At 62.0% G+C, this 19,828-nt stretch carries 14 protein-coding genes; 4 read left to right on the top strand and 10 right to left on the bottom strand.

Translation table 11 applies throughout. The annotated features are described in order from the left end of the window. Window positions 1–31: 31 nt before the first annotated feature. From BLT66_RS11255 to BLT66_RS11235, 5 genes are all read right to left on the bottom strand, one after another. Complete coding sequence (locus tag BLT66_RS11255) at window positions 32–844, bottom strand: carbohydrate ABC transporter permease (protein WP_092757888.1); 813 nt, start codon at window positions 842–844, stop codon at window positions 32–34. Between the two features lie 17 nt (window positions 845–861). Continuing rightward, window positions 862–1,719: a carbohydrate ABC transporter permease gene (locus BLT66_RS11250; protein WP_092757755.1), complete on the bottom strand. Its 858-nt coding sequence runs from the start codon at window positions 1,717–1,719 to the stop codon at window positions 862–864. A 195-nt stretch (window positions 1,720–1,914) separates the two neighbouring features. Further along, complete coding sequence (locus BLT66_RS11245) at window positions 1,915–3,225, bottom strand: ABC transporter substrate-binding protein (RefSeq protein ID WP_092757754.1); 1,311 nt, start codon at window positions 3,223–3,225, stop codon at window positions 1,915–1,917. Window positions 3,226–3,527: 302 nt separating this feature from the next. After that, complete coding sequence (locus tag BLT66_RS11240; RefSeq protein ID WP_092757753.1) at window positions 3,528–4,574, bottom strand: histone deacetylase family protein; 1,047 nt, start codon at window positions 4,572–4,574, stop codon at window positions 3,528–3,530. Window positions 4,575–4,605: 31 nt separating this feature from the next. Then, window positions 4,606–5,226, bottom strand: coding sequence for a cysteine hydrolase family protein (locus tag BLT66_RS11235; RefSeq protein ID WP_092757752.1), 621 nt, complete (start codon window positions 5,224–5,226; stop codon window positions 4,606–4,608). Window positions 5,227–5,342: 116 nt separating this feature from the next. Between BLT66_RS11235 and BLT66_RS11230 the strand changes: the two genes are divergently transcribed. Further along, window positions 5,343–5,828 (top strand): Lrp/AsnC family transcriptional regulator, encoded by a 486-nt coding sequence (locus BLT66_RS11230; RefSeq protein ID WP_092757751.1) that lies wholly within the window; start codon window positions 5,343–5,345, stop codon window positions 5,826–5,828. 74 nt (window positions 5,829–5,902) lie between these two features. On the opposite strand, the gene BLT66_RS11225 is transcribed toward BLT66_RS11230, so the two are convergent. From BLT66_RS11225 to uvrA, 3 genes are all read right to left on the bottom strand, one after another. Then, window positions 5,903–6,745, bottom strand: a complete 843-nt coding sequence (locus BLT66_RS11225) for a DMT family transporter (RefSeq protein WP_092757750.1) — start codon at window positions 6,743–6,745, stop codon at window positions 5,903–5,905. A gap of 164 nt (window positions 6,746–6,909) precedes the next feature. Then, entirely contained in the window at window positions 6,910–8,256 is a 1,347-nt protein-coding gene (locus BLT66_RS11220) for a KAP family P-loop NTPase fold protein (RefSeq protein ID WP_176955032.1), read from the bottom strand. 130 nt (window positions 8,257–8,386) lie between these two features. After that, on the bottom strand, window positions 8,387–14,290 hold the full coding sequence (gene uvrA / locus BLT66_RS11215; RefSeq protein ID WP_092757748.1) for an excinuclease ABC subunit UvrA: 5,904 nt from the start codon (window positions 14,288–14,290) through the stop codon (window positions 8,387–8,389). A 206-nt stretch (window positions 14,291–14,496) separates the two neighbouring features. Between uvrA and adhP the strand changes: the two genes are divergently transcribed. After that, the gene (adhP, locus tag BLT66_RS11210) at window positions 14,497–15,522 is read left to right on the top strand and encodes an alcohol dehydrogenase AdhP (protein WP_092757747.1); all 1,026 of its coding nucleotides are present in this window, start codon (window positions 14,497–14,499) and stop codon (window positions 15,520–15,522) included. Window positions 15,523–15,589: 67 nt separating this feature from the next. Here adhP and BLT66_RS11205 read toward each other — a convergent pair whose 3' ends face one another. Next, window positions 15,590–17,284 carry an MFS transporter gene (locus BLT66_RS11205; protein ID WP_255406866.1) on the bottom strand — a complete coding sequence of 565 codons (1,695 nt, stop codon included), beginning with the start codon at window positions 17,282–17,284 and terminating at the stop codon, window positions 15,590–15,592. A gap of 291 nt (window positions 17,285–17,575) precedes the next feature. Between BLT66_RS11205 and BLT66_RS11200 the strand changes: the two genes are divergently transcribed. Further along, window positions 17,576–17,884, top strand: a complete 309-nt coding sequence (locus tag BLT66_RS11200) for a DUF485 domain-containing protein (protein ID WP_092757745.1) — start codon at window positions 17,576–17,578, stop codon at window positions 17,882–17,884. Further along, window positions 17,881–19,608 carry a cation acetate symporter gene (locus BLT66_RS11195; RefSeq protein WP_092757744.1) on the top strand — a complete coding sequence of 576 codons (1,728 nt, stop codon included), beginning with the start codon at window positions 17,881–17,883 and terminating at the stop codon, window positions 19,606–19,608. Before BLT66_RS11200 ends, BLT66_RS11195 begins: the two co-directional genes overlap by 4 nt. Here BLT66_RS11195 and BLT66_RS11190 read toward each other — a convergent pair. Continuing rightward, window positions 19,605–19,823 carry a DUF1289 domain-containing protein gene (locus BLT66_RS11190; RefSeq protein WP_092757743.1) on the bottom strand — a complete coding sequence of 73 codons (219 nt, stop codon included), beginning with the start codon at window positions 19,821–19,823 and terminating at the stop codon, window positions 19,605–19,607. The genes BLT66_RS11195 and BLT66_RS11190 overlap by 4 nt on opposite strands. Window positions 19,824–19,828: the final 5 nt, after the last annotated feature.

Raw genomic sequence — 19,828 nt, 5'->3', positions numbered from 1 at the left:
TCCGGGGCAGAAGCCCCGGACGGTGAAACAGTTACTTCACGGCGCCAAAGGTGAGACCCTGGACGAGTTGCTTCTGGCTAAACCAGCCAAAAACGATGATGGGCGCGATGGCCATCAGCGAGGCCGCCGACAGCTTGGCCCAGAACAGGCCTTCGGGGCTGGAGTACGAGGCGATCAGCGAAGCCAGCGTGCCAGCGTTGGCCGAGGTCAGGTTCAAGGCCCAGAAGGCCTCGTTCCACGACAGCACCAGGCACAGCAGGCCGGTGGACGCGATACCGCCCATGGTCAGCGGCAGGATCACCCAGCGAAACTCTTCCCACACCGAGGCGCCGTCCAGGCGCACGGCTTCCAGGATGTCCTTGGGCACTTCCTTGAAGGCGCTGAACAGCATCCAGACCATGATCGGCAGGTTCGACAAGGTGAACACGATGATCAAGGCGATCAGCGAATCCAGCATGCCCACGGTCTGCGCCATCACATACACCGGCACCAGTGCGCCCACGGCCGGCATCATCTTGGTGGACAGCATCCACAGCAGGATGTCGCGGGTCCTCTTGGTCGGGAAGAAGGCCATCGAATAGGCCGCCGGCACCGCGATCAAGATGCCCAGAACGGTGGACAACAGGCTGGTGATCAGCGAGTTCTTGGCAAACAGCAGGTAGTCGCTGCGCACCTGTACTTCGGCAAAGCTGGCCAGCGTGGGCGAGAAGAACAGCTCGGCGGCAATCGCCTGGCCCTCGGTCTTGAACGCGGTAATGGTCAGCCAGAACAGCGGGAAGAACAGGAACAGCGCAACGCCCCAGGCGCACACCGTGCGGACGATAGGGAAAGGTGTTTTTTTCATCATGGTATTGCTCCGGTTCAGTCCAGGTTCTTGCCAACCAGCCGGACCAGGAACACCGAGGCGATGTTGGCCAGGATCACCGCGAACAAGGCGCCGGCCGAGGCCACGCCCACGTCAAAATTCATCAGCGCCTGCTTGAAGATCAGAAAGGCCAGGTTGGTGCTGTCGTTGCCCGGGCCACCACCGGTGGTGGTGAAGATTTCGGCAAACACGCTGAGCAGGAAGATCATTTCGATCATCACCACCACGGCGATAGAGCGGCCCATGTGGGGCAGCACCAGGTAATAGAACTTGTCAAATTTGGTGGCGCCGTCCATGCCGGCGGCATCCATCTGCTCACGGTCCAGCGACTGCAGCGAGGTAATGAAGATCAGGCAAGCAAACGGCAGCCATTGCCAGGACAGCATGATGATTACCGACAGCAGTGGAAAGTCGGTCATCCAGTCGATCGGCGTGAGGCCGAAGAACTGCCACACATGGGCGAGCACCCCGTAGATCGGGTTCATCATCATGTGCTTCCACAGCAGCGCATTCACCGTGGGCATCACGAAGAACGGCGAGATCAGCAGCACGCGCACGATGCCCTGGCCGGGAAACGGCTCGTTGACCAGCAGCGCCAGGCCCACGCCCAGCACCACGGTGATCACGACCACCGAGCCCAGGAGCTGCAAGGTGTGCATCACCGACGGCCAGAAGTCGGGGTCGGTGATGAAGTAATGGAAGTTTTCCAGTCCGACGAAGCCGGTCTCGCCAGGCTGCATCAGGTTGTAATGGATGACGGAGAAATACAGCGTCATCACCAGCGGAACGATCATCCACAGAAACAAGGTGACGATCGAGGGTGCCATCAAGGCACGGGGGAGAAATCGGCTCATGGTGTAGCTTTCGGTAGCGGGCCCGCAGCATCGGCCCTGGCGTGGAGGCGGATGGGGGAGCCCATTTTTCGGTTGCCCGCGGTCCAGCGGAACGGCGCTGCAGCGGACCAGGTCCTGCTGCAGCCCCGCCAGGCGTACACAGCGCAAGCCGGCAAATGGCAACCACCGGGCATCACGCCCGGTGGCCTGGCCGACTTACTTCTTGAAGTAGCCGCCCTTGGTCATTTCGCGTTCCGCAGCGGTTTGCGAAGTCTTCAGAGCCGCATCCACCGTGACCTTGCCCGACAGCGCAGCGCTCATTTGCTGGCCTACGGCAATACCGATGGCCTGGAACTCAGGAATCGCAGCGTACTGCACACCCACATACGGCGACTTGGGCAAGGTGCTGTCGTTGGGGTTGGCGCTGTTGATGGCCTTCAGCTCTTCGGTGGCGAACTTAGCCACTTTCTGGAACTCGGGGTTCGCATAGGTGGATTTGCGGGTGCCGGTAGGCACGGCATTCCAGCCCTCTTCCTTTGCGACCAGGTTCACGTACTCCTTGGAGGTCGCCCAGGCGATGAACTTCTGTGCTTCGGCCGGCTTCTTGGAAGACGCTGGCACGGCCAGGTTCCACGACCACAGCCAGTTCGAACCCTTGGGGGTCACGGCCACAGGCGCCTGGGTGAAGGCCATCTTGTCTGCCACCTTCGACTGCTTGGGATCGCTGACGAAGGACGCGGCAATCGTCGCATCGATCCACACGCCGCACTTGCCTTCGTTCATCAAGGCCAGGTTTTCGTTGAAGCTGTTGGCCGAAGCGCCGGGAGGGCCGTACTTCTTCATCAGGTCCACGTACTGGTTGATCGCGTCATGCCAGGGCTTGCTGTCGATTTGCGGCTTCCAGGACATGTCGAACCACTGGCCGCCGTAGGTGTTGACCATGGTGGACAGGAAGGCCATGTTGTCGCCCCAGCCCGGCTTGCCGCGCAGGCACAGGCCGTACACGCCCTTGGCAGGATCGTGGATCTTGGACACGATGTTGGCCATCTCGGTCCAGGTGGGGTTGGCAGGCATGGTCAGGCCAGCGGCCTTCACCAGGTCGGCGCGGTACATGGTCATCGAGCTTTCGCCGTAGAACGGCGCTGCGTACAGCTTGCCGTCCAGGGTCAGGCCGTTGCGGATGGCCGGCAGCATGTCGTCCACGTCATAGGCGGCATCGGTGGTGATGGGCGCGAGCCAGCCCTTTTTGGACCAGATCGGTGCTTCGTACAGGCCGATGGTCATCACGTCGAACTGGCCGCCCTTGGTGGCGATGTCGGTGGTGACGCGTTGGCGCAGCACGCCTTCTTCCAGCGTGACCCACTTGACCTTAATGTCGGGGTTGGCGGACTCGAAGTGCTTGGTCAGCTTTTGCATGGTGATCATGTGGCCGTTGTTCACGGTGGCGATGACCAATTCGGTCGCAGCAAATGCGCTTGCAGATCCGAGCATCGCGGTGACAACAGCGGCGCAGATTTTCAGTTTCATGGAGTGTCTCCTGATGGTTTTTGACGTATTCCGCTAGCGCATTCAATGCACTTGGTCGGTGCCGCAATCGTAGAGACAGCTCTTGCAAACAGCGATACCGAAAAAGCTAGTTGTTGTACTTTCTTGCAGAGGAACTCTAGTAAAAACCCTTATCACCCACCTTAAAGTATCTGAATTTTCGTACTCTGCGCTGCGCGCGGGCGCCAGGCAGGCCCCGCGCCGGCTTATATAAAAAATGAGGCTGCAGCGCAGATAGCACCTGCGCCAGCCGCTATGCAATCAGGAGCAAGCGCAGTCGCACATCAGGCGCTGTGCTGGGCAAAGCCGGCCAGCACATTCACAGCGTTGACGCCCACCTCTTCCACCGCATAGCCGCCCTCGAACACAAACACCGTGGGCAAGCCGGCGGCGGCCAGGTCTTCACCAACGCGCAGATAGTCTTCGCTGCGCAGGGTGAAGCCCGAGATCGGATCGCCCTCGAAGGTGTCCAGCCCCAGCGACACCACCAGCGCCTGCGCGCCGCTCTGGGCGATGCGCTGCAGGGCCAGTGCGAGCGCATCCCGCCAGCGCGCAAAGTCGGTACCGCGCGGCAGCGGCAGGTTCAGGTTGTGGCCGAGCCCCGCACCGGCCCCGGTCTCGTCGGCATAGCCCAGGTAGAACGGGTATTCGGTGTGCGGGTCGCCATGCACGCTGGCGAAAAACACGTCGCTGCGCTCGTAAAAAATCGATTGCGTGCCGTTGCCATGGTGGTAGTCGATGTCCAGCACCGCCACCCGCTCAGCCCCCGCATCGCGCAAAGTCTGCGCGGCAATCGCGGCATTGTTCAGAAAGCAGTAGCCGCCAAAGAAATCAGCCCCGGCATGGTGGCCCGGCGGCCGGGTCAGCGCAAACGCCGAGCGCTGCCCCGCGCTGACCAGCTGCGCCGCCGTCACCGCACAGCAGGCGCCCGCATAGGCCGCGGCCCAGGTGCCAGACGTGAGCGGTGTGCCGGCGTCGTAAGAGAACAGTCCCATGCGCGCCGAGAAATTGGCCGGCAGCACATCGGACCGAAAGCTGCGCACCGGCCACACCGAAGGCAAGGCATCGCGCGCTGCATTTTCTGGGTCCAGCGCCACCCATTCGCTCCAAGCGCTGGCCAGAAAGTCCAGGTAGCGGCCGCTGTGGATGCGCTGTATGGGCGCCAGGCCGCAGTCCTGCGGCGCCTGGATCTCGCCAAAGCTGCGGGCCTGCAGTTCCTGCAGCACATAGTCGGCCCGCGCCGGCACCTCGAAGCAAGGAACAAGCTGGCCGCGGAACATTTCAAACTGCCCTTGGTGCAGGGCGTGCTGGTGGTTGTAGACAGTGATCATGGGGAGCCTCGGTTGGGAATGGATGGACTCTTTACTCGTTTCGCTGCATGCGCTGCGCCGTGGCCAAATCGCCTTCCAGCAACGCCAGTACCTGCTGGGGCGTCAGCGCGGTGCAGAACTCGCCGTGCATGCTGGCCACCGCTAGGTCGTGAACCCGCTCGGGATCGTGGTCGACCCCGTCTGGTCCGATGCGGTTGGAGGTGGAACAGCCGTCGGGCACAAGATAGGTGTCGTAGCCCATATTGCCCGCCATGCGCACCGTGGTCTCCACGCAGAAGTTGGTGAAGAATCCGACCACCACCAGCCGCGTGATGCCCCGCCGGCGCAATTCCAGCTCCAGAACCGTGCCGATGAAGGCGCTGTTCACATCCTTCCAAACCACCAACTCTCCCGCCAGCGGCTCCAACCCCGGCAGAAAAGCGCCACCCGGCAGGCTGATCTTCAACGGCGACACCGTCTGCCGCGAATCGTGCTGGGTAAAGATAACCGGCAGCCGACGTGCGCGCCAGGCGCTCAGCAGGGTCTGCATCTGCACCTCGGCATCCGGGTTATTGCGTCGCCCCGTGGGACCGCCCCAATGCAGCAAGTCGTTCACGCCTTTTTGCACATCGATCAGCAACAGCGCGGTGTTTGCACCAAATTTTGAAATCATCCAAAGCTCCTTCGTAGTGAAGCCCAAAGTATCTCGCCAGCAGGCTGGATGGACTGTGCTTTATCCTTGCGCTCTGGCGCATAATTCGAATTGAATAGACTTAAATATCTATAAAAATGGGAAAGAAAAACCAATTATCCGCCTTAGACGATACGGATAGAACTCTCCTTCGGCTGCTGCAGCAAGACGGCACCCTGTCCCACCCGCAGCTGGCGGAGCAAGTTTCGCTCAGCGTCACCCCCTGCTGGCGTCGCCTGAAACGACTGGAAGAAGAAGGTTTCATCAAAGGCTACCAGGCCAACCTGGATCGGCGCAAACTGGGCTTGGACGTATTGGCCTTTGTTCAACTGAGCTTCGGCGTAGCCACCGATAGCTCAGTGAAACGCTTCGAAGACGTGGTGCAGCTGCATCCTCAGGTGCTGTCATGCCATAAGGTCACGGGCCAGACCGACTACCTGCTGCAGGTCGTCGCACAGGATTTGGACGCCTACAGCGACTTTATCGAGAACGTGCTACGTACCATCCCCGGCATCAGCCTGATCCATTCCAGCCTGGCGCTGCGCGAGATCAAGGCGTCTAGCCAGTTGCCGGTGGCCGCGTAAAAATTTATAGACAACAGGCTGCTAGCGCAGGTAGTAACTGCGCTAGAAGCTATATTTTAGATAGCAAAACGATCTCAGTGGTAGAAGCCCAGTACCATCGCCCCGGCGGCGATCAGCACGCAGGCCAGGCCACGCCGCAAGGTCAGCGGCTCGCCCAGGAACAGCGCGCCGATCAGCGCGGCAAACAGCACCGAGGTTTCGCGCAGCGCCGACACCGTACCCATGGGCGCACGGGCCACGGCCCAGATGACGATGCCGTAGGACGCCAGCGACATCACCCCGCCGCCCAGACCGGTCCAAATGGCGCGCGCCCCCAAGTTGCGCGGCCAGGCACGGTGCTGGTACCAGTACAACAGCAGCATCGCTAGGCTGTCCAGCACAAACAGCCAGCCCGCATAGGCCAGCGCATCACCCGCCGCCCGCGCCCCCAGCCCATCGACCACGGTGTAGGCAGCAATGAAGGCGCCGGTGGTCACCGCCGTCAGCGGACCGGCCAGCGGCATGCCCCGGCGCAACTCCGCCAGGCTGAAGATGCCCACCGAAATCAACACCACGCCCAGCCAGACCCACAGCCCCATGTTCTCGCCCACAAACAGCGCCGCGCCGATGGACACCAGCATGGGCGAGGAACCGCGCGCGATCGGGTAGGACTGGCCGAAGTCACCGACCTTGTAGGCCCGCACCAGAAACACGTTGTAGCCCACATGCAGCGCCACGCCCAGCGCCACATAGACCCAACTGGCCGGCAGCGGGAACGGCCGCAATACGGCCAGCGGCAGCCCGCCCAGGCCGGCACCCACCATCATCAGCGTCAGCACCGCCTTGCGGTCGGTACTGGCAGTGCTTTTCAGCATGGCGTTCCAGCTCGCATGGCAGAGCGCGGCGCAGAGCACCAGGAGGATGACGGTGGGGGTCATGCGCCTTTCATCCAATTGCGCTGTTTAGAACCCGAAACATGAACGGCGTCTACCACAAGGTACTTGCAAGCAATTCGCCCAAGGCATCGGAAGTTGCTTAGCTCGGCTCGACCATGCACCTCAAACTCTGCGCTGATTATCAACTTCACAACAACAAATAAGAGTTAATTTTCAAAACCAGAAGCCAACTCAATTTTATTCAGCAAAGTACTAAGACTAGGCCCCCTCTGACCAGGACCACGAAAATACCGAATCATCCCCTGCAGCTCTGAAGCTCTACCAATAATCTGATCTAATTTTTCCGACTGCGCTTGATTATTCAACTCAGAAAGTGCCTCATCTTTTCTTTCGCCATTTCCATCCGAAAGTATTAGCCCAATCTCCAAAACTACACCTTCGTGAGATGCAACAAAACCCCCACCACCCGGCAAACCTTTCAGATATTCCATCACATCCATTGCTGACGCAATCCCCTTCTGCAACGAAGAAAAAAGATCCTTATTAATAACCCGAAGCACAATAAGCAAAGCAATCAAAGGTGCAAACAAATAGTTATTGTGAGGTGTTTGCTCAATAACCACCTGAAGCCGAGTGATACAGCGCTCTCTAGTCCTTAACGAAAGCCCGGCTACATCTGCGACCGCAGAAAAGAAATCAACAAACTGTTCCCTGTCGTGCCTCAACTCAGGATGAGATCGCTTTTCAAAAGCACCATCAAGATCAAATTTTTTGAGAAGCAACTCTGTAAATGCTTTCCCCTTAATCACAGGAAGTGCATACTCGATATCAATGAAACGCCTTAAGTATTCTTGGGCATTGATTTTTTCACCGTAAACAGCCGCCGTGCTCGCTTCAAGCTGAGACTTATCAACAGACAATACAAACACAATGTTTTGCACATCAAAAAGGTGCTTGATACGCTCCAACATTTCTATAGCAAATGTAGGACGGCAACGATCAAGTTCATCCAAGAAGAAAACCAACGTTTCCTTCTTTCCAGCCTTTTTCAATTGAAACACTGCCGATTCAAGCTCCTCTCGAAACTTAGCCAGCGCCTCTGTCTCTTTCTGGAACGCATCTACTGCGTCACCCGCCAATCCCCCTACCACTTCCGCCGCCACCGCTTCGATATCCTTCTCCAGATCTAGTGCTCCCAAAGTGACGGCCTTTGCTGCAGCAATAGCACCACGCTTAGCAACTGCAGAAGTGATTTTTTTGACCGTTTTCAAGTGCGATCTGAAAGCAGATTCGGCTTCTGCCGTGCCCAGGGAAAGACGGTCAACGGAGGACACCAGGGCAACAAGTGGATCTGTCACATAGTCAACCTGCCACGCGTTGAAGTAAATGCACTGGAACCCCTGTTGCTCCAGAGTGGCCTTCAGCATCTTGACGAGCGTGGTCTTACCGGTTCCCCAAGGGGAGTCCAACGCAAGAACAAAAGGCCCTTGCAGCTTGCCGATCAGGCTGGCCAAAAACTCGACGAGAGGTCTCCGCCCCAAGCCATCATTCACAAAAGGCGATTCTGGGGGAACTTCCAACTCTGTTATTCGATATGTCATTTCAAGACCGGACTGATGAGTGAAAAGAGTATGCAGCGCATACTAAACATGCGCTGGCAGCTACGTTTTACATAGCAATTGACTAACGTGCCAGCACCGGCTTCAGCGCCACGCCCGTCGCCGTGCCCAGCGCCACTACGGCCTCCGGTGGTGCCGCAGCGACGATACGGCCACCCGCATTGCCGCCGTCCGGCCCCAGGTCGATGATCCAGTCGGACTCGGCGATCACGTCCAAGTCGTGCTCGATGACCACCACGCTGTGGCCGCCGTCGACCAGGCGGTGCAGCACGCGGATCAGTTTTTCCACGTCGGCCATGTGCAGGCCCACGGTGGGTTCGTCCAGCACATACAGGGTGTGCGGCGCCTTCTGACCGCGCCGGGTGATGTCGTCGCGCACCTTGCTGAGCTCGGTGACCAGCTTGATGCGCTGGGCCTCGCCGCCGCTCAGCGTCGGCGACGGCTGGCCTATGGTCAGGTAGCCCAGGCCCACGTCCTTCAGCAGCTGCAACGGGTAGGCGATAACCGGCATCACGGCGAAGAAATCCACCGCTTCGTCGACCTCCATCTGCAGCACGTCGCCAATGCTCTTGCCGCGCCAGGTGACGGTCAGGGTCTCGGGGTTGAAGCGCGCGCCATGGCAGGTTTCGCACTTCACCTTCACGTCGGGCATGAAGCTCATGGCGATGGTGCGCAGGCCCTGGCCTTCGCAGCTCGGGCAGCGGCCTTCTCCCGTGTTGAACGAGAAACGCGCCGGGCCGTAACCACGGGCACGGGCTTCCAGCGTGTCGGCGAACAGCTTGCGGATGGTGTCCCAGAAACCGATGTAGGTGGCCGGGCAGCTGCGCGGGGTTTTGCCGATCGGCGTCTGGTCTACTTCCAGCACCCGGTCGATGGCGGCAAAGCCGGCCACGTCGGCACAGCCCAGCCAGGCCGGACGCTGGCCTGCAGCCCAGCTGTCGCGCCCGGCCTTGGTACTGCGCTGTACCACGGCGGTCTGCACGTTGGCCAGCAGCACGTCGCGCGCCAGGGTCGACTTGCCCGAGCCGCTGACGCCGGTGACGGCCACCAGGCGCTTGAGCGGAATCTGCACGCTGACGTTCTGCAGGTTGTGCATGGTGGCGCCACTGACGGTCAGCCACTGCAGCGGCTCGGCTACAGCTACCGCTTCGGGCGCATCCGCGGCCTTCTTTTTGGCGGCAGCTTTGCTCTTGGCAGTCGGCGCCACATAGGGCAGATCGGCCACCGGGACGGCCACCGCCGCCGGGTCGAACGTGCCTACAGCACGCCGTGCCTGCAGCGGATGCCGCATGGCGTGCAGCAGGTAGCGACCGGTGACGGACTCTGTCGCGTCCGAAATATCGGCCACCGCGCCCTGCGCCACCAACCGGCCACCGCGCTTGCCGGCGCTGGGGCCGATGTCGATGATGTGGTCGGCGCGGCGTATGGTGTCTTCGTCGTGCTCCACCACCACCAGGGTATTGCCCTTGCTGCTGAGCTTGTGCAGCGCGTTCAGCAGGATGTGGTTGTCGCGGGCATGCAGGCCGATGGTCGGCTCGTCGAGGATGTAGCACACGCCTTGCAGATTGCTGCCGAGCTGCGCCGCCAAGCGGATGCGCTGGGCCTCGCCACCGCTCAGGGTCGGCGCGCCGCGGTCCAGGGTCAGATAGCCCAGGCCGACTTCCTCCAAAAACTCCAAACGGCTCTGGATCTCGGGCACCAGGTCACGGGCGATGTCGACCTCACGCTGGCTCATCTGGCCGGCCACCTGCAGGGCTTGCACCCAGACGCGGATATCGGTAACGCTGAGGCGCGCTAAGTCGGTGATGCCCACATTGGCAAAGCGCACGGCGCGGGCGTTGGCGTTGAGTCGCGTGCCTTGGCAGGTTGGACAGGCCACATCGTGCAGATCTTCGACCTCGGGTTCGGCAAAAGTCTGCTCGCGCCCACCGGTGTCGTCGGCGCGCACCGAGTCGTCGAACACCGCGCGCTGATCCTTGGTCAGCTTCACGCCGGTGCCCACGCAATCGGGGCACCAGCCGTGCTTGCTGTTGTAGCTGAACAAACGCGGGTCCAGCTCGGCGTAGCTGGTGCTGCACACCGGGCAGGCGCGCTTGCTGGAGAACACCATCACCTTGCCGATGTGGGCCGTGGGCAGACCGTCGGCCATGGCTTCTTTCAGGCCGTCGATACCGACCAGCACATGGACCACGCCCTTGCCATGCTCCAGCGCGGTGGCCAGGCCTTCGCGCAGCCGGGCTTCGTTGCCCGGGCCGACATCCAGGCTCAGCACCGGCAGCTCTACCGTGTGCTCCTTGAAGCGGTCGATGCGTGGGAAGCCGGTGGTCGGCAGGAAGTCGCCGTCGACCCGCAGATGGGTGTAGTTGCGGGGACGGGCCCAGTCGGCCAGCTCGGTGTAGACGCCCTTGCGGTTGATCACCAGCGGCGCCAGCAGGCCGATGTGCTGGCCGCGGAAGGTTTTCAGCAGCTGGGCGGCGATGCTGTCCGGGGTTTGTGGCTGTACCGCCGCGCCGTCGAACACGCAGTGCTGCGTGCCCAGCTTCACGTACAGCAGGCGCAGAAAGTGCCAGACCTCGGTGGTCGTTCCCACGGTCGATTTGCGACCGCCCCGGCTCAGGCGCTGCTCGATGGCCACGGTCGGTGGAATGCCATAGACCGCGTCCACCTCGGGCCGGCCCGCGGGCTGCACGATGCTGCGGGCGTAGGCGTTCAGCGACTCCAGATAGCGGCGCTGGCCTTCGTTGAACAGGATGTCGAAGGCCAGCGTCGACTTGCCGGAGCCGCTAACGCCGGTCACCACATTGAACTGCCCGCGCGGAATGTCCACGCTCAGCGACTTCAGGTTGTGTTCTTTGGCGTTGACGATCTGGATGGCGTTCGGCGGCACAACCCGCGCAGCCTGCTGGGCCAACCAGGCGGGCGTCTTTTCTTTCACCACCTGGGCGCCGATGCCCAGCGTCGATTCGTATTCGCGCAGCGCGGCGCCGGTATGGGATGTAGCGTGCAGACGCACCTCTTCGGGCATGCCCTGGACGACCACCAGGCCACCGCCGTAGCCGCCCTCGGGGCCCATGTCGATCAGCCAGTCGCTGGCGCGGATGACATCCAGGTTGTGCTCGATCACCACCATGGAATGACCGGCATCCAGCAGCTTGCGCAGCGCGCGCATCAGCTTGGCGATATCGTCGAAATGCAGGCCGGTTGTCGGCTCGTCGAACAGAAACAGCGTGCCCTTCTTGGCGACCGACTGGCGACTGGCGCTGCTACTCTTCGCCGCCTCGGCCAGAAAGCCAGCCAGCTTCAGCCGTTGGGCTTCGCCGCCGCTCAGCGTGGGCACCGGTTGGCCCAGCTTCACGTATTCCAGACCTACATCCACAATCGGCTGCAGCGCACGTATGACGTCGCGGTCACCTTCAAAAATAATAGCAGCCTCGGCCACCGTCAGATCCAGTACGTCGGCCACGTTCAACTGCTGCAGCCGGGCGTCGGCCACGGCGCGGCGCTCTATCGTCACCTCCAGAATCTCGGGCCGGTAGCGCTTGCCGTCGCAGTCCGGGCAGCGCAGATAGACGTCGCTGAGGAACTGCATTTCCACATGCTCAAAGCCCGAGCCGCCACAGGTCGGGCAGCGGCCGTCGCCGCTGTTGAAGCTGAACTTGCTGGCGGTATAGCCACGCTGGCGCGACAGCGCTGCATTGGCAAAAATCTCGCGGATCGCATCCCAGGCGCCTACATAGCTGGCCGGGTTCGAGCGCGCGGTTTTGCCAATGGGCGACTGGTCGACAAACACCACCTCGCTGAGGTAGTCGGCACCCAGCAGCCGGTCGTGCAGGCCGGGGGTTTCCGTGGCCTTGCCGAAGTGGCGCATCAGCGCCGGTGCCAGCACGTCCTGGATCAGCGTGGACTTGCCCGAGCCGCTGACGCCGGTGATGCACACCAGGCGCTGCAGCGGAAACTCGACCGAGACGTTTTGCAAGTTGTGCTCGCGCGCGCCTTCCAGCACCAGGCGCGGCGTGCTGTCGGTCACCAGTTTCTTGAAGCCCATACCTATGGTCTTGCGGCCACCCAGGTAGGCGCCGGTCAGGGTATCGGCGTGGCGCAGGTCGTCGGTGGTGCCGTCGAACACAATCTGCCCGCCGCGCGCGCCGGGGCCGGGGCCCATGTCGATCATCCGGTCGGCAGCCAGCATCACGGCCGGGTCATGCTCCACCACCACCAGCGTGTTGCCGGCGTCGCGCAGGCGCTGCATAGCCTCGATGATGCGGTGCATGTCGCGCGGGTGCAGGCCGATACTGGGCTCGTCCAGCACAAACAAGGTGTTCACCAGCGAGGTGCCCAGCGCCGTGGTCAGGTTGATGCGCTGCACCTCGCCGCCGCTGAGGGTGCGGCTTTGCCGGTCCAGCGTCAGGTAGCCAATGCCGACGTCGCACAGGTATTTGAGGCGGGTGGTGATTTCGTCCAGCAGCAGCTTCAGTGCTTGCACATCACCGCCCTGCTCTGCACGCGTGCCGAGTATGCGGTCGGCCTGCAGGTCGAAGAAGCGGCGCAGCCGGTCTATCGGCAGCAGCATCAGGTCGTGCAGGCACAGGCCTGGCAAGGATTCGAGCTGGGCGCGGCTCCAATCCACGCCTTGCGGCAGATGGCGCTTGGCGGGGTCGAGCACCGCGTTCGCATCCTCCTGGCTGCCCAGGCGCCACAGCAGGCTCTCGGTCTTCAGCCGGGCACCATTGCAGGCCGTGCAGGTGGTGTAACTGCGGTATTTGGACAGCAGCACCCGGATGTGCATCTTGTAGGACTTGGTTTCCAGGTACTCGAAGAAGCGCTTCACGCCAAACCAGTGCTGGTTCCACTTGCCGTTCCAGTTCGGCGATCCATTGATCACCCAGTGCTGGTGCTCGGGCGTGAGCTTGTAATACGGTGTGTCGCGCGGGATGCCTGCAGCCTCGGCGTGGCGCATCAGGTCGTCCTGGCATTCCTGCCAGGCCGGGGTTTGCATGGGCTTGATGGCGCCGGAGCGCAGGGTCAGCTTGTCGTTCGGAATGACCAGGCCGTAATCCACGCCGATCACGCGGCCAAAGCCCTTGCAGGTCTCGCAGGCGCCCACCGGCGAGTTGAAGGAGAACATCGACGGAATCGGGTCGGTGTAGCGCACATCGCTCTCGGCGCAGTGCAGGCCGGTGGAGAACTTCCACAGCAGTGGCTCAGCCCCTTCCTCTGCCGGCAGCACGTACACATTCAGCCGACCGCCGCCGCGCTTGATGGCGACTTCGATGGCTTCCAGCGCGCGGGCCTTTTCGGCACCGGCAATGCGGAAGCGGTCCGCCACCACGTCCAGCACCTTGCGGGTGGCCGGGGCCACGGCCTTCTTGCTGGGTTTGGCGGGCGTGGCAGGAGCCTCCACCGCCACTTCGCGCTCGGCCTGCACGCGGGTGAAGCCGCTGGCCGAAAGCCATTGGGTCACTTCTTCCGCCGAGGTATTGCCGGGCAGCTCTACCGGGAAAGTGAGTACCAACCTGGGGTCTTGCGCCGCCGCGGCGCGCTCGCACAGCTCGGCGTAGATGCTTTCCGGCGTGTCGTGCCGCACCGGCAGCGCGGTCACGCGGTCGAACAGGTTGCCGGCGCGGGCAAACAGCAGCTTCAAATGGTCGTTCAGCTCGGTCATCGTGCCGACCGTGGAGCGGCTGGAGCGTACCGGGTTGGTCTGGTCTATGGCAATCGCCGGGGGCACGCCCTCCACCTTGTCCACCGCCGGCTTGTCCATGCGGTCCAGGAACTGGCGCGCATAAGCCGAGAAGGTCTCGACATAGCGGCGCTGGCCTTCGGCAAACAAGGTATCGAACACCAGGCTGGACTTGCCGGACCCGCTGGGGCCGGTCACCACCGTCAGTTCGCCGGTGTGGATATCCAGGTCCAGATTCTTGAGGTTGTGCTGTCGCGCTCCGCGGATGCGGATGGTTCCCTGGGTCATAAGTGCGGTGCTCGGAGGGGTAAGGCGGACCATTGTAGGGAGCACGCCAGGCGTTGCGCGCCCGGGGGTTATTCGGTCTTTAGCCCATGCAAAAGCTTGATCCAGCGCAAAGCCGGAGGTGGATGGGCCGCCTAAAGTGAATACCCAGGGCCTGTACGGCAATCGCCGTCCCGCCGTCTCCCCACCCGCTTTTTCAGGAGCCTGCCATGCGCACAATGAAAGCTGCCGTCGTCCACGCCTTTGGCCAACCCTTGCAGATCGAGGAAGTCCCCATCCCGGAGGTCGCCGCAGGCCAGGTGCTGGTGAAGGTGGTGGCCTCGGGCGTCTGCCATACCGACCTGCATGCAGCCGAGGGCGATTGGCCGGTCAAGCCGGCCCTGCCCTTCATTCCCGGCCACGAAGGCGTGGGCTTTGTGGCGGCGATTGGTGCAGGGGTGAAGACGGTCAAAGAGGGCGACCGCGTGGGCGTGCCCTGGCTGCACACCGCCTGCGGCCATTGCGAACACTGCATCACCGGCTGGGAAACCCTGTGCGACGCGCAGCAGATGACCGGCTACACCGTCAACGGTGGCTATGCCGAATATGTGCTGGCCGACCCTGGCTACATCGGCCATCTGCCGGCCAACCGCGAGTTTTCGGAGATAGCGCCCGTGCTCTGCGCGGGTGTCACGGTCTACAAGGGCCTGAAGATGCTGGATTGCAAGCCCGGCGACTGGATCGCCATCTCCGGCGTCGGCGGGCTTGGGCACCTGGCCGTGCAGTACGCCAAGGCCATGGGTTTCCATGTGATTGCCGTCGATATCGACGACGCCAAACTCCAGCTGGCCCAGCAGCTGGGTGCCGACATGGTGATAAACGCCATAAAGCAAGACCCGGCGCAGGAGGTGCAACGCACGCTGCAGGGCGCGCACGGCGTGCTGGTCACCGCCGTATCCCGCTCGGCTTTTGCCCAGGGCCTGGGCATGCTACATAAGCGCGGCACCATGGCGCTGGTGGGCCTGCCGCCCGGAGACTTTGCGCTACCGATCTTCGACATGGTGCTGAACGCCAAAACCGTGCGCGGCTCGATTGTCGGCACCCGCAAAGACCTGCAGGAGGCGCTGGAATTCGCCGGCGAAGGCAAGGTGCGCACCATCTACACCGAAGACAGCCTGGACAATGTGAACGCCATCCTCGACCGCATGCGCCAAGGCGGCATAGAGGGGCGTGTGGTGATGCGCATCGCCGACTAGGCCCCAACAAAAAAGCCCTCCGGCTGGAGGGCTTTGAGAGCCTGGGCCGCAACCCAGGACACACAGCTTAGTCGTTGGCGTAGATATCCACGTCCTTGGTTTCCTTGATGAACAGCATGCCGATCACAAAGGTCGCAGCCGCCACCACCACGGGGTACCAGAGGCCGTAGAAGATGTCGCCCGTCGCCGCCACCATGGCGAACGCAGTGGTGGGCAGCAAGCCGCCGAACCAGCCGTTACCGATGTGGTACGGCAAAGACATGGATGTGTAGCGGATGCGGGTTGGGAACATCTCGACCAGCATGGCGGCGATGGGACCGTAGACCATGGTTACCAGGATCACCAGGTAGACCAGGATCAGCAGCACCATGGGCTTGTTCATCGCAGCGTTGTCGGCCTTGGTGGTCAGGCCCGCGGCCTTGGCGGTGTCGACCACGGTCTTGCGGAACTCGTCGATGGACTTCTTGCCCTCTGCCGAGAACGCATCACGCTTCTCGTTCAGGATGCCGGTCACCGAGGGGATTTCCTTGTCGCCCAGCTTGATGGTGGCCACGCTACCCGCTGCACCGTTCACGTTGGTGTAGGGGATGTAGTTCTGCGTCAAAGTCCGCTTGGCAATGTCGCACGAGCTGGTGAAGTCGATGTCACGCGCAATCGGGCTGCCCTGGAACGAGCACTGGGCCGGGTCGGCGGTGATTACCACCGGCACCGACTTCTGCGCAGCCACCAGGGCGGGGTTGGCGTACTGCAGCAAGGCAGGGAACACCGAGAAGTAGGTCAGCGCGGCAATCAGGCAGCCACCCATGATGATGGGCTTGCGGCCCACCTTGTCGGACAGGCTACCAAAAACGATGAAGAACGGCGTGCCGATGACCAGGGCCACGGCGATGAACAGATTGGCCGTCGTGGGGTCCACCTTGGCAATCGTGGTCAGGAAGAACAGCGCATAGAACTGGCCGGTGTACCAGACCACAGCCTGGCCAGCGGTCAAACCGATCAGCGCCAGGATCACCACCTTCAGGTTCTTCCATTGGCCGAAGGATTCGGTCAGCGGCGCCTTGGAGGTCTTGCCCTCGGCCTTCATCTTCTGGAAGGCTGGCGACTCGTTCATGCTCAAACGGATCCACACCGATACGCCCAGCAGCACGATAGACACCAGGAACGGAATGCGCCAACCCCAGACATCAAACTCTGGGCCCAGGGCTTCGCGGCAGCCCAGAATCACGATCAGCGACAGGAACAGGCCCAGCGTTGCCGTGGTCTGGATCCAGGCCGTATAGGCGCCACGCTTGCCATGCGGCGCGTGTTCGGCCACATAGGTGGCGGCACCGCCATACTCGCCGCCCAGGGCCAGGCCTTGCAGCATGCGCAGGACCACCAGGATGATGGGAGCGGCAATGCCGATGGAGGCATAGGTAGGCAGCAAGCCGACCACGAAGGTCGACAAACCCATGATCAGAATGGTCACCAGAAAGGTGTACTTGCGCCCGATCATGTCGCCCAGACGGCCGAACACGATGGCGCCAAACGGCCGCACCAAGAAGCCCGCGGCAAACGCCAGCAGCGCAAAAATATAGGCCGATGTGGGATCGAGTCCGCCAAAGAACTGCTTGGCGATGATGGCGGCCAACGATCCGTAAAGGTAAAAGTCATACCACTCGAACACCGTGCCGAGGGAGGACGCGAAGATGACCTTCTTTTCCTCGCCCGTCATGGGCCTGGGCGCCGCGCCCACATGTGTCGCCATAGTGCTTGTAGCCATGGTGCTTGTCTCCTGATGTAGTTAAGGGCCTCCTCAAGGGTGGCCTGAGGCGCATTCTTGGAAGCCTTGCTGACCGTTTCCTGACAAAAACGTACAAACACTTACAACCCTAGTGCAAACCCTCGGACTCATTTTTGTGCCATGGGTAAACGCGGCGGGATCTGCCCTGTATGCCGTGAATCGGTGCTGATCCGTCAGTTCATGGTCAGCGCCTCTACCCACACTCGCGCTGCTGCAACAAGACCCCACCAATCCGGTGGCGGCGCGATTGACACACCCAAGGAGACAACCATGACCGACCCGATCGTGGCCAGAATAGAGGCCAATCCCAAGTACCACGAACTGCGGCGCAAGCGCGGCACGTTCGGCTGGACGCTGACCGCGCTGATGATGCTGGTGTACTACGGCTACATCGCGCTGATCGCCTTCAACAAACCCTTTCTGTCCCAGCCCATAGGCGCTGGCGTCACCACCATCGGCATCCCTATCGGCTTGGGGGTGATCGTTTTCACCATCCTGATCACCGGCCTGTATGTGCGCCGGGCGAACAGCGAATACGACCGCCTGACCGCCGAAATCCTGAAGGATGCAGCCCAATGAAAACCATCTTCAAAGCGCTGGCAGCCTGGGCGCTTCTGGCCGCCGCGGGCGCCGTATGCGCAGCCGGCGCCGACCTGGGCCAGGTCGACAAGCAACCCACCAACTGGGTCGCCATCAGCATGTTCGGTATCTTCGTAGTGGGCACCTTGTTCATTACCAAATGGGCGGCGGCCAAAACCAAATCCGCATCGGACTTCTACACCGGCGGTGGCGGCATCACCGGCTTCCAGAATGGCTTGGCGATTGCGGGCGACTACATGTCGGCGGCCTCCTTCCTGGGCATTTCTGCGGCCGTAATGGCATCCGGCTATGACGGCCTGATCTACTCCATCGGCTTCCTGGTCGGCTGGCCGGTCATCACCTTTCTGATGGCCGAGCGCCTGCGCAACCTGGGCAAGTTCACCTTTGCCGACGTGGCGGCCTACCGCTTCCAGCAGACGCCGATCCGCATGTTCGCGGCCTCGGGTACGCTGGTGGTGGTGGCGTTCTACCTGATCGCCCAGATGGTGGGTGCGGGTGCACTGATCAAGCTGCTGTTCGGCCTGGACTACTGGCTGGCGGTGGTGATCGTGGGTGCGCTGATGATGATTTACGTGCTGTTCGGCGGCATGACGGCCACCACCTGGGTGCAGATCATCAAGGCCTGCCTGCTGCTGGCCGGTGTGACCTTCATGGCCATCGCCGTACTCGCGCAGTTCGGCTTCAGCCCCGAAGCGCTGTTTGCCAAGGCCGTGGAAGTGAAGACGCAGATCGCCGCCAACGACGGCAAGCTGCCAGAAGAAGCCGCCAAGATCGGTCTGGCCATCATGGGCCCCGGTGGCTTTGTGAAGGACCCGATCTCGGCCATCTCCTTTGGCATGGCGCTGATGTTCGGTACCGCCGGCCTGCCCCACATTCTGATGCGCTTCTTCACCGTGCCGAATGCCAAGGAAGCGCGTAAATCCGTGCTCTGGGCCACCACCTGGATCGGCTACTTCTACCTGCTGATCTTCATCATCGGCTTTGGCGCCATCACCCTGGTGCTGACGAATCCCGAGTTCGCCGACACCATCAAAGGCGTGATCAAGGGCGGCGGTGGCTCCAGCAATATGGCAGCCGTGCTGGTGGCCAAGGCCGTGGGCGGCAACATCTTCTTCGGCTTCATCTCGGCCGTGGCCTTTGCCACCATCCTGGCGGTGGTGGCGGGGCTGACACTGTCGGGCGCCTCTGCGGTGTCGCACGACCTGTACGCCACGGTGTTCAAGAAGGGCAAGGCCGACAGCGCCTCCGAGCTCAAGGTCTCGCGTATCACCACGGTGGTACTGGGCATCATCGCGGTGTTGCTGGGCATTGCGTTCGAGAAGCAGAACATCGCCTTCATGGTGTCGCTGGCCTTCGCGATTGCAGCCTCTGCCAACTTCCCGGTGCTGTTCATGTCGGTACTGTGGAAGGACTGCACCACCCGCGGCGCGGTGATCGGCGGCTTCATGGGACTGATCTCGTCGGTAGGCCTGACCGTCGTGTCACCGTCGGTGTGGGAAGCCACCCTGGGCTACCCCAAGGGCTCGGCCTGGTTCCCCTACACCTCGCCCGCGCTGTTCTCCATGAGCATCGGCTTTATCGGCATCTGGCTGTTCTCGGTACTCGACCGCAGCCCGCAAGCCGCCAAGGAACGCGATGCGTTCAAGACCCAGCAGGTGCGTTCGGAAACCGGCTTTGGCGCCTCGGGCGCTTCGGGCCACTAAGCCAAAGCACGTTCGGCGATGGCCTGCCAGACCGCCCGCTTCGCGGGCGCGTCCAGGCGGCTCCAGGCCGCGATCTCGTCCAGAGTCCGCCAGCAGCCGGTGCAGAAAACACCGGCTGCATCCATTTGGCAGACCGCTATGCAGGGCGACGCCACTTCGGCACTATTTAGGCCTCTAGCGCTCTCAGCACCTGCGCCAGCAGCTATCAAATCCATAGTAC

The organism is Rhodoferax sp. OV413 (assembly GCF_900104385.1).
Lineage (GTDB): Bacteria > Pseudomonadota > Gammaproteobacteria > Burkholderiales > Burkholderiaceae_C > Rhodoferax_B.
This window is presented reverse-complemented; position numbering and strand designations above follow the sequence as displayed.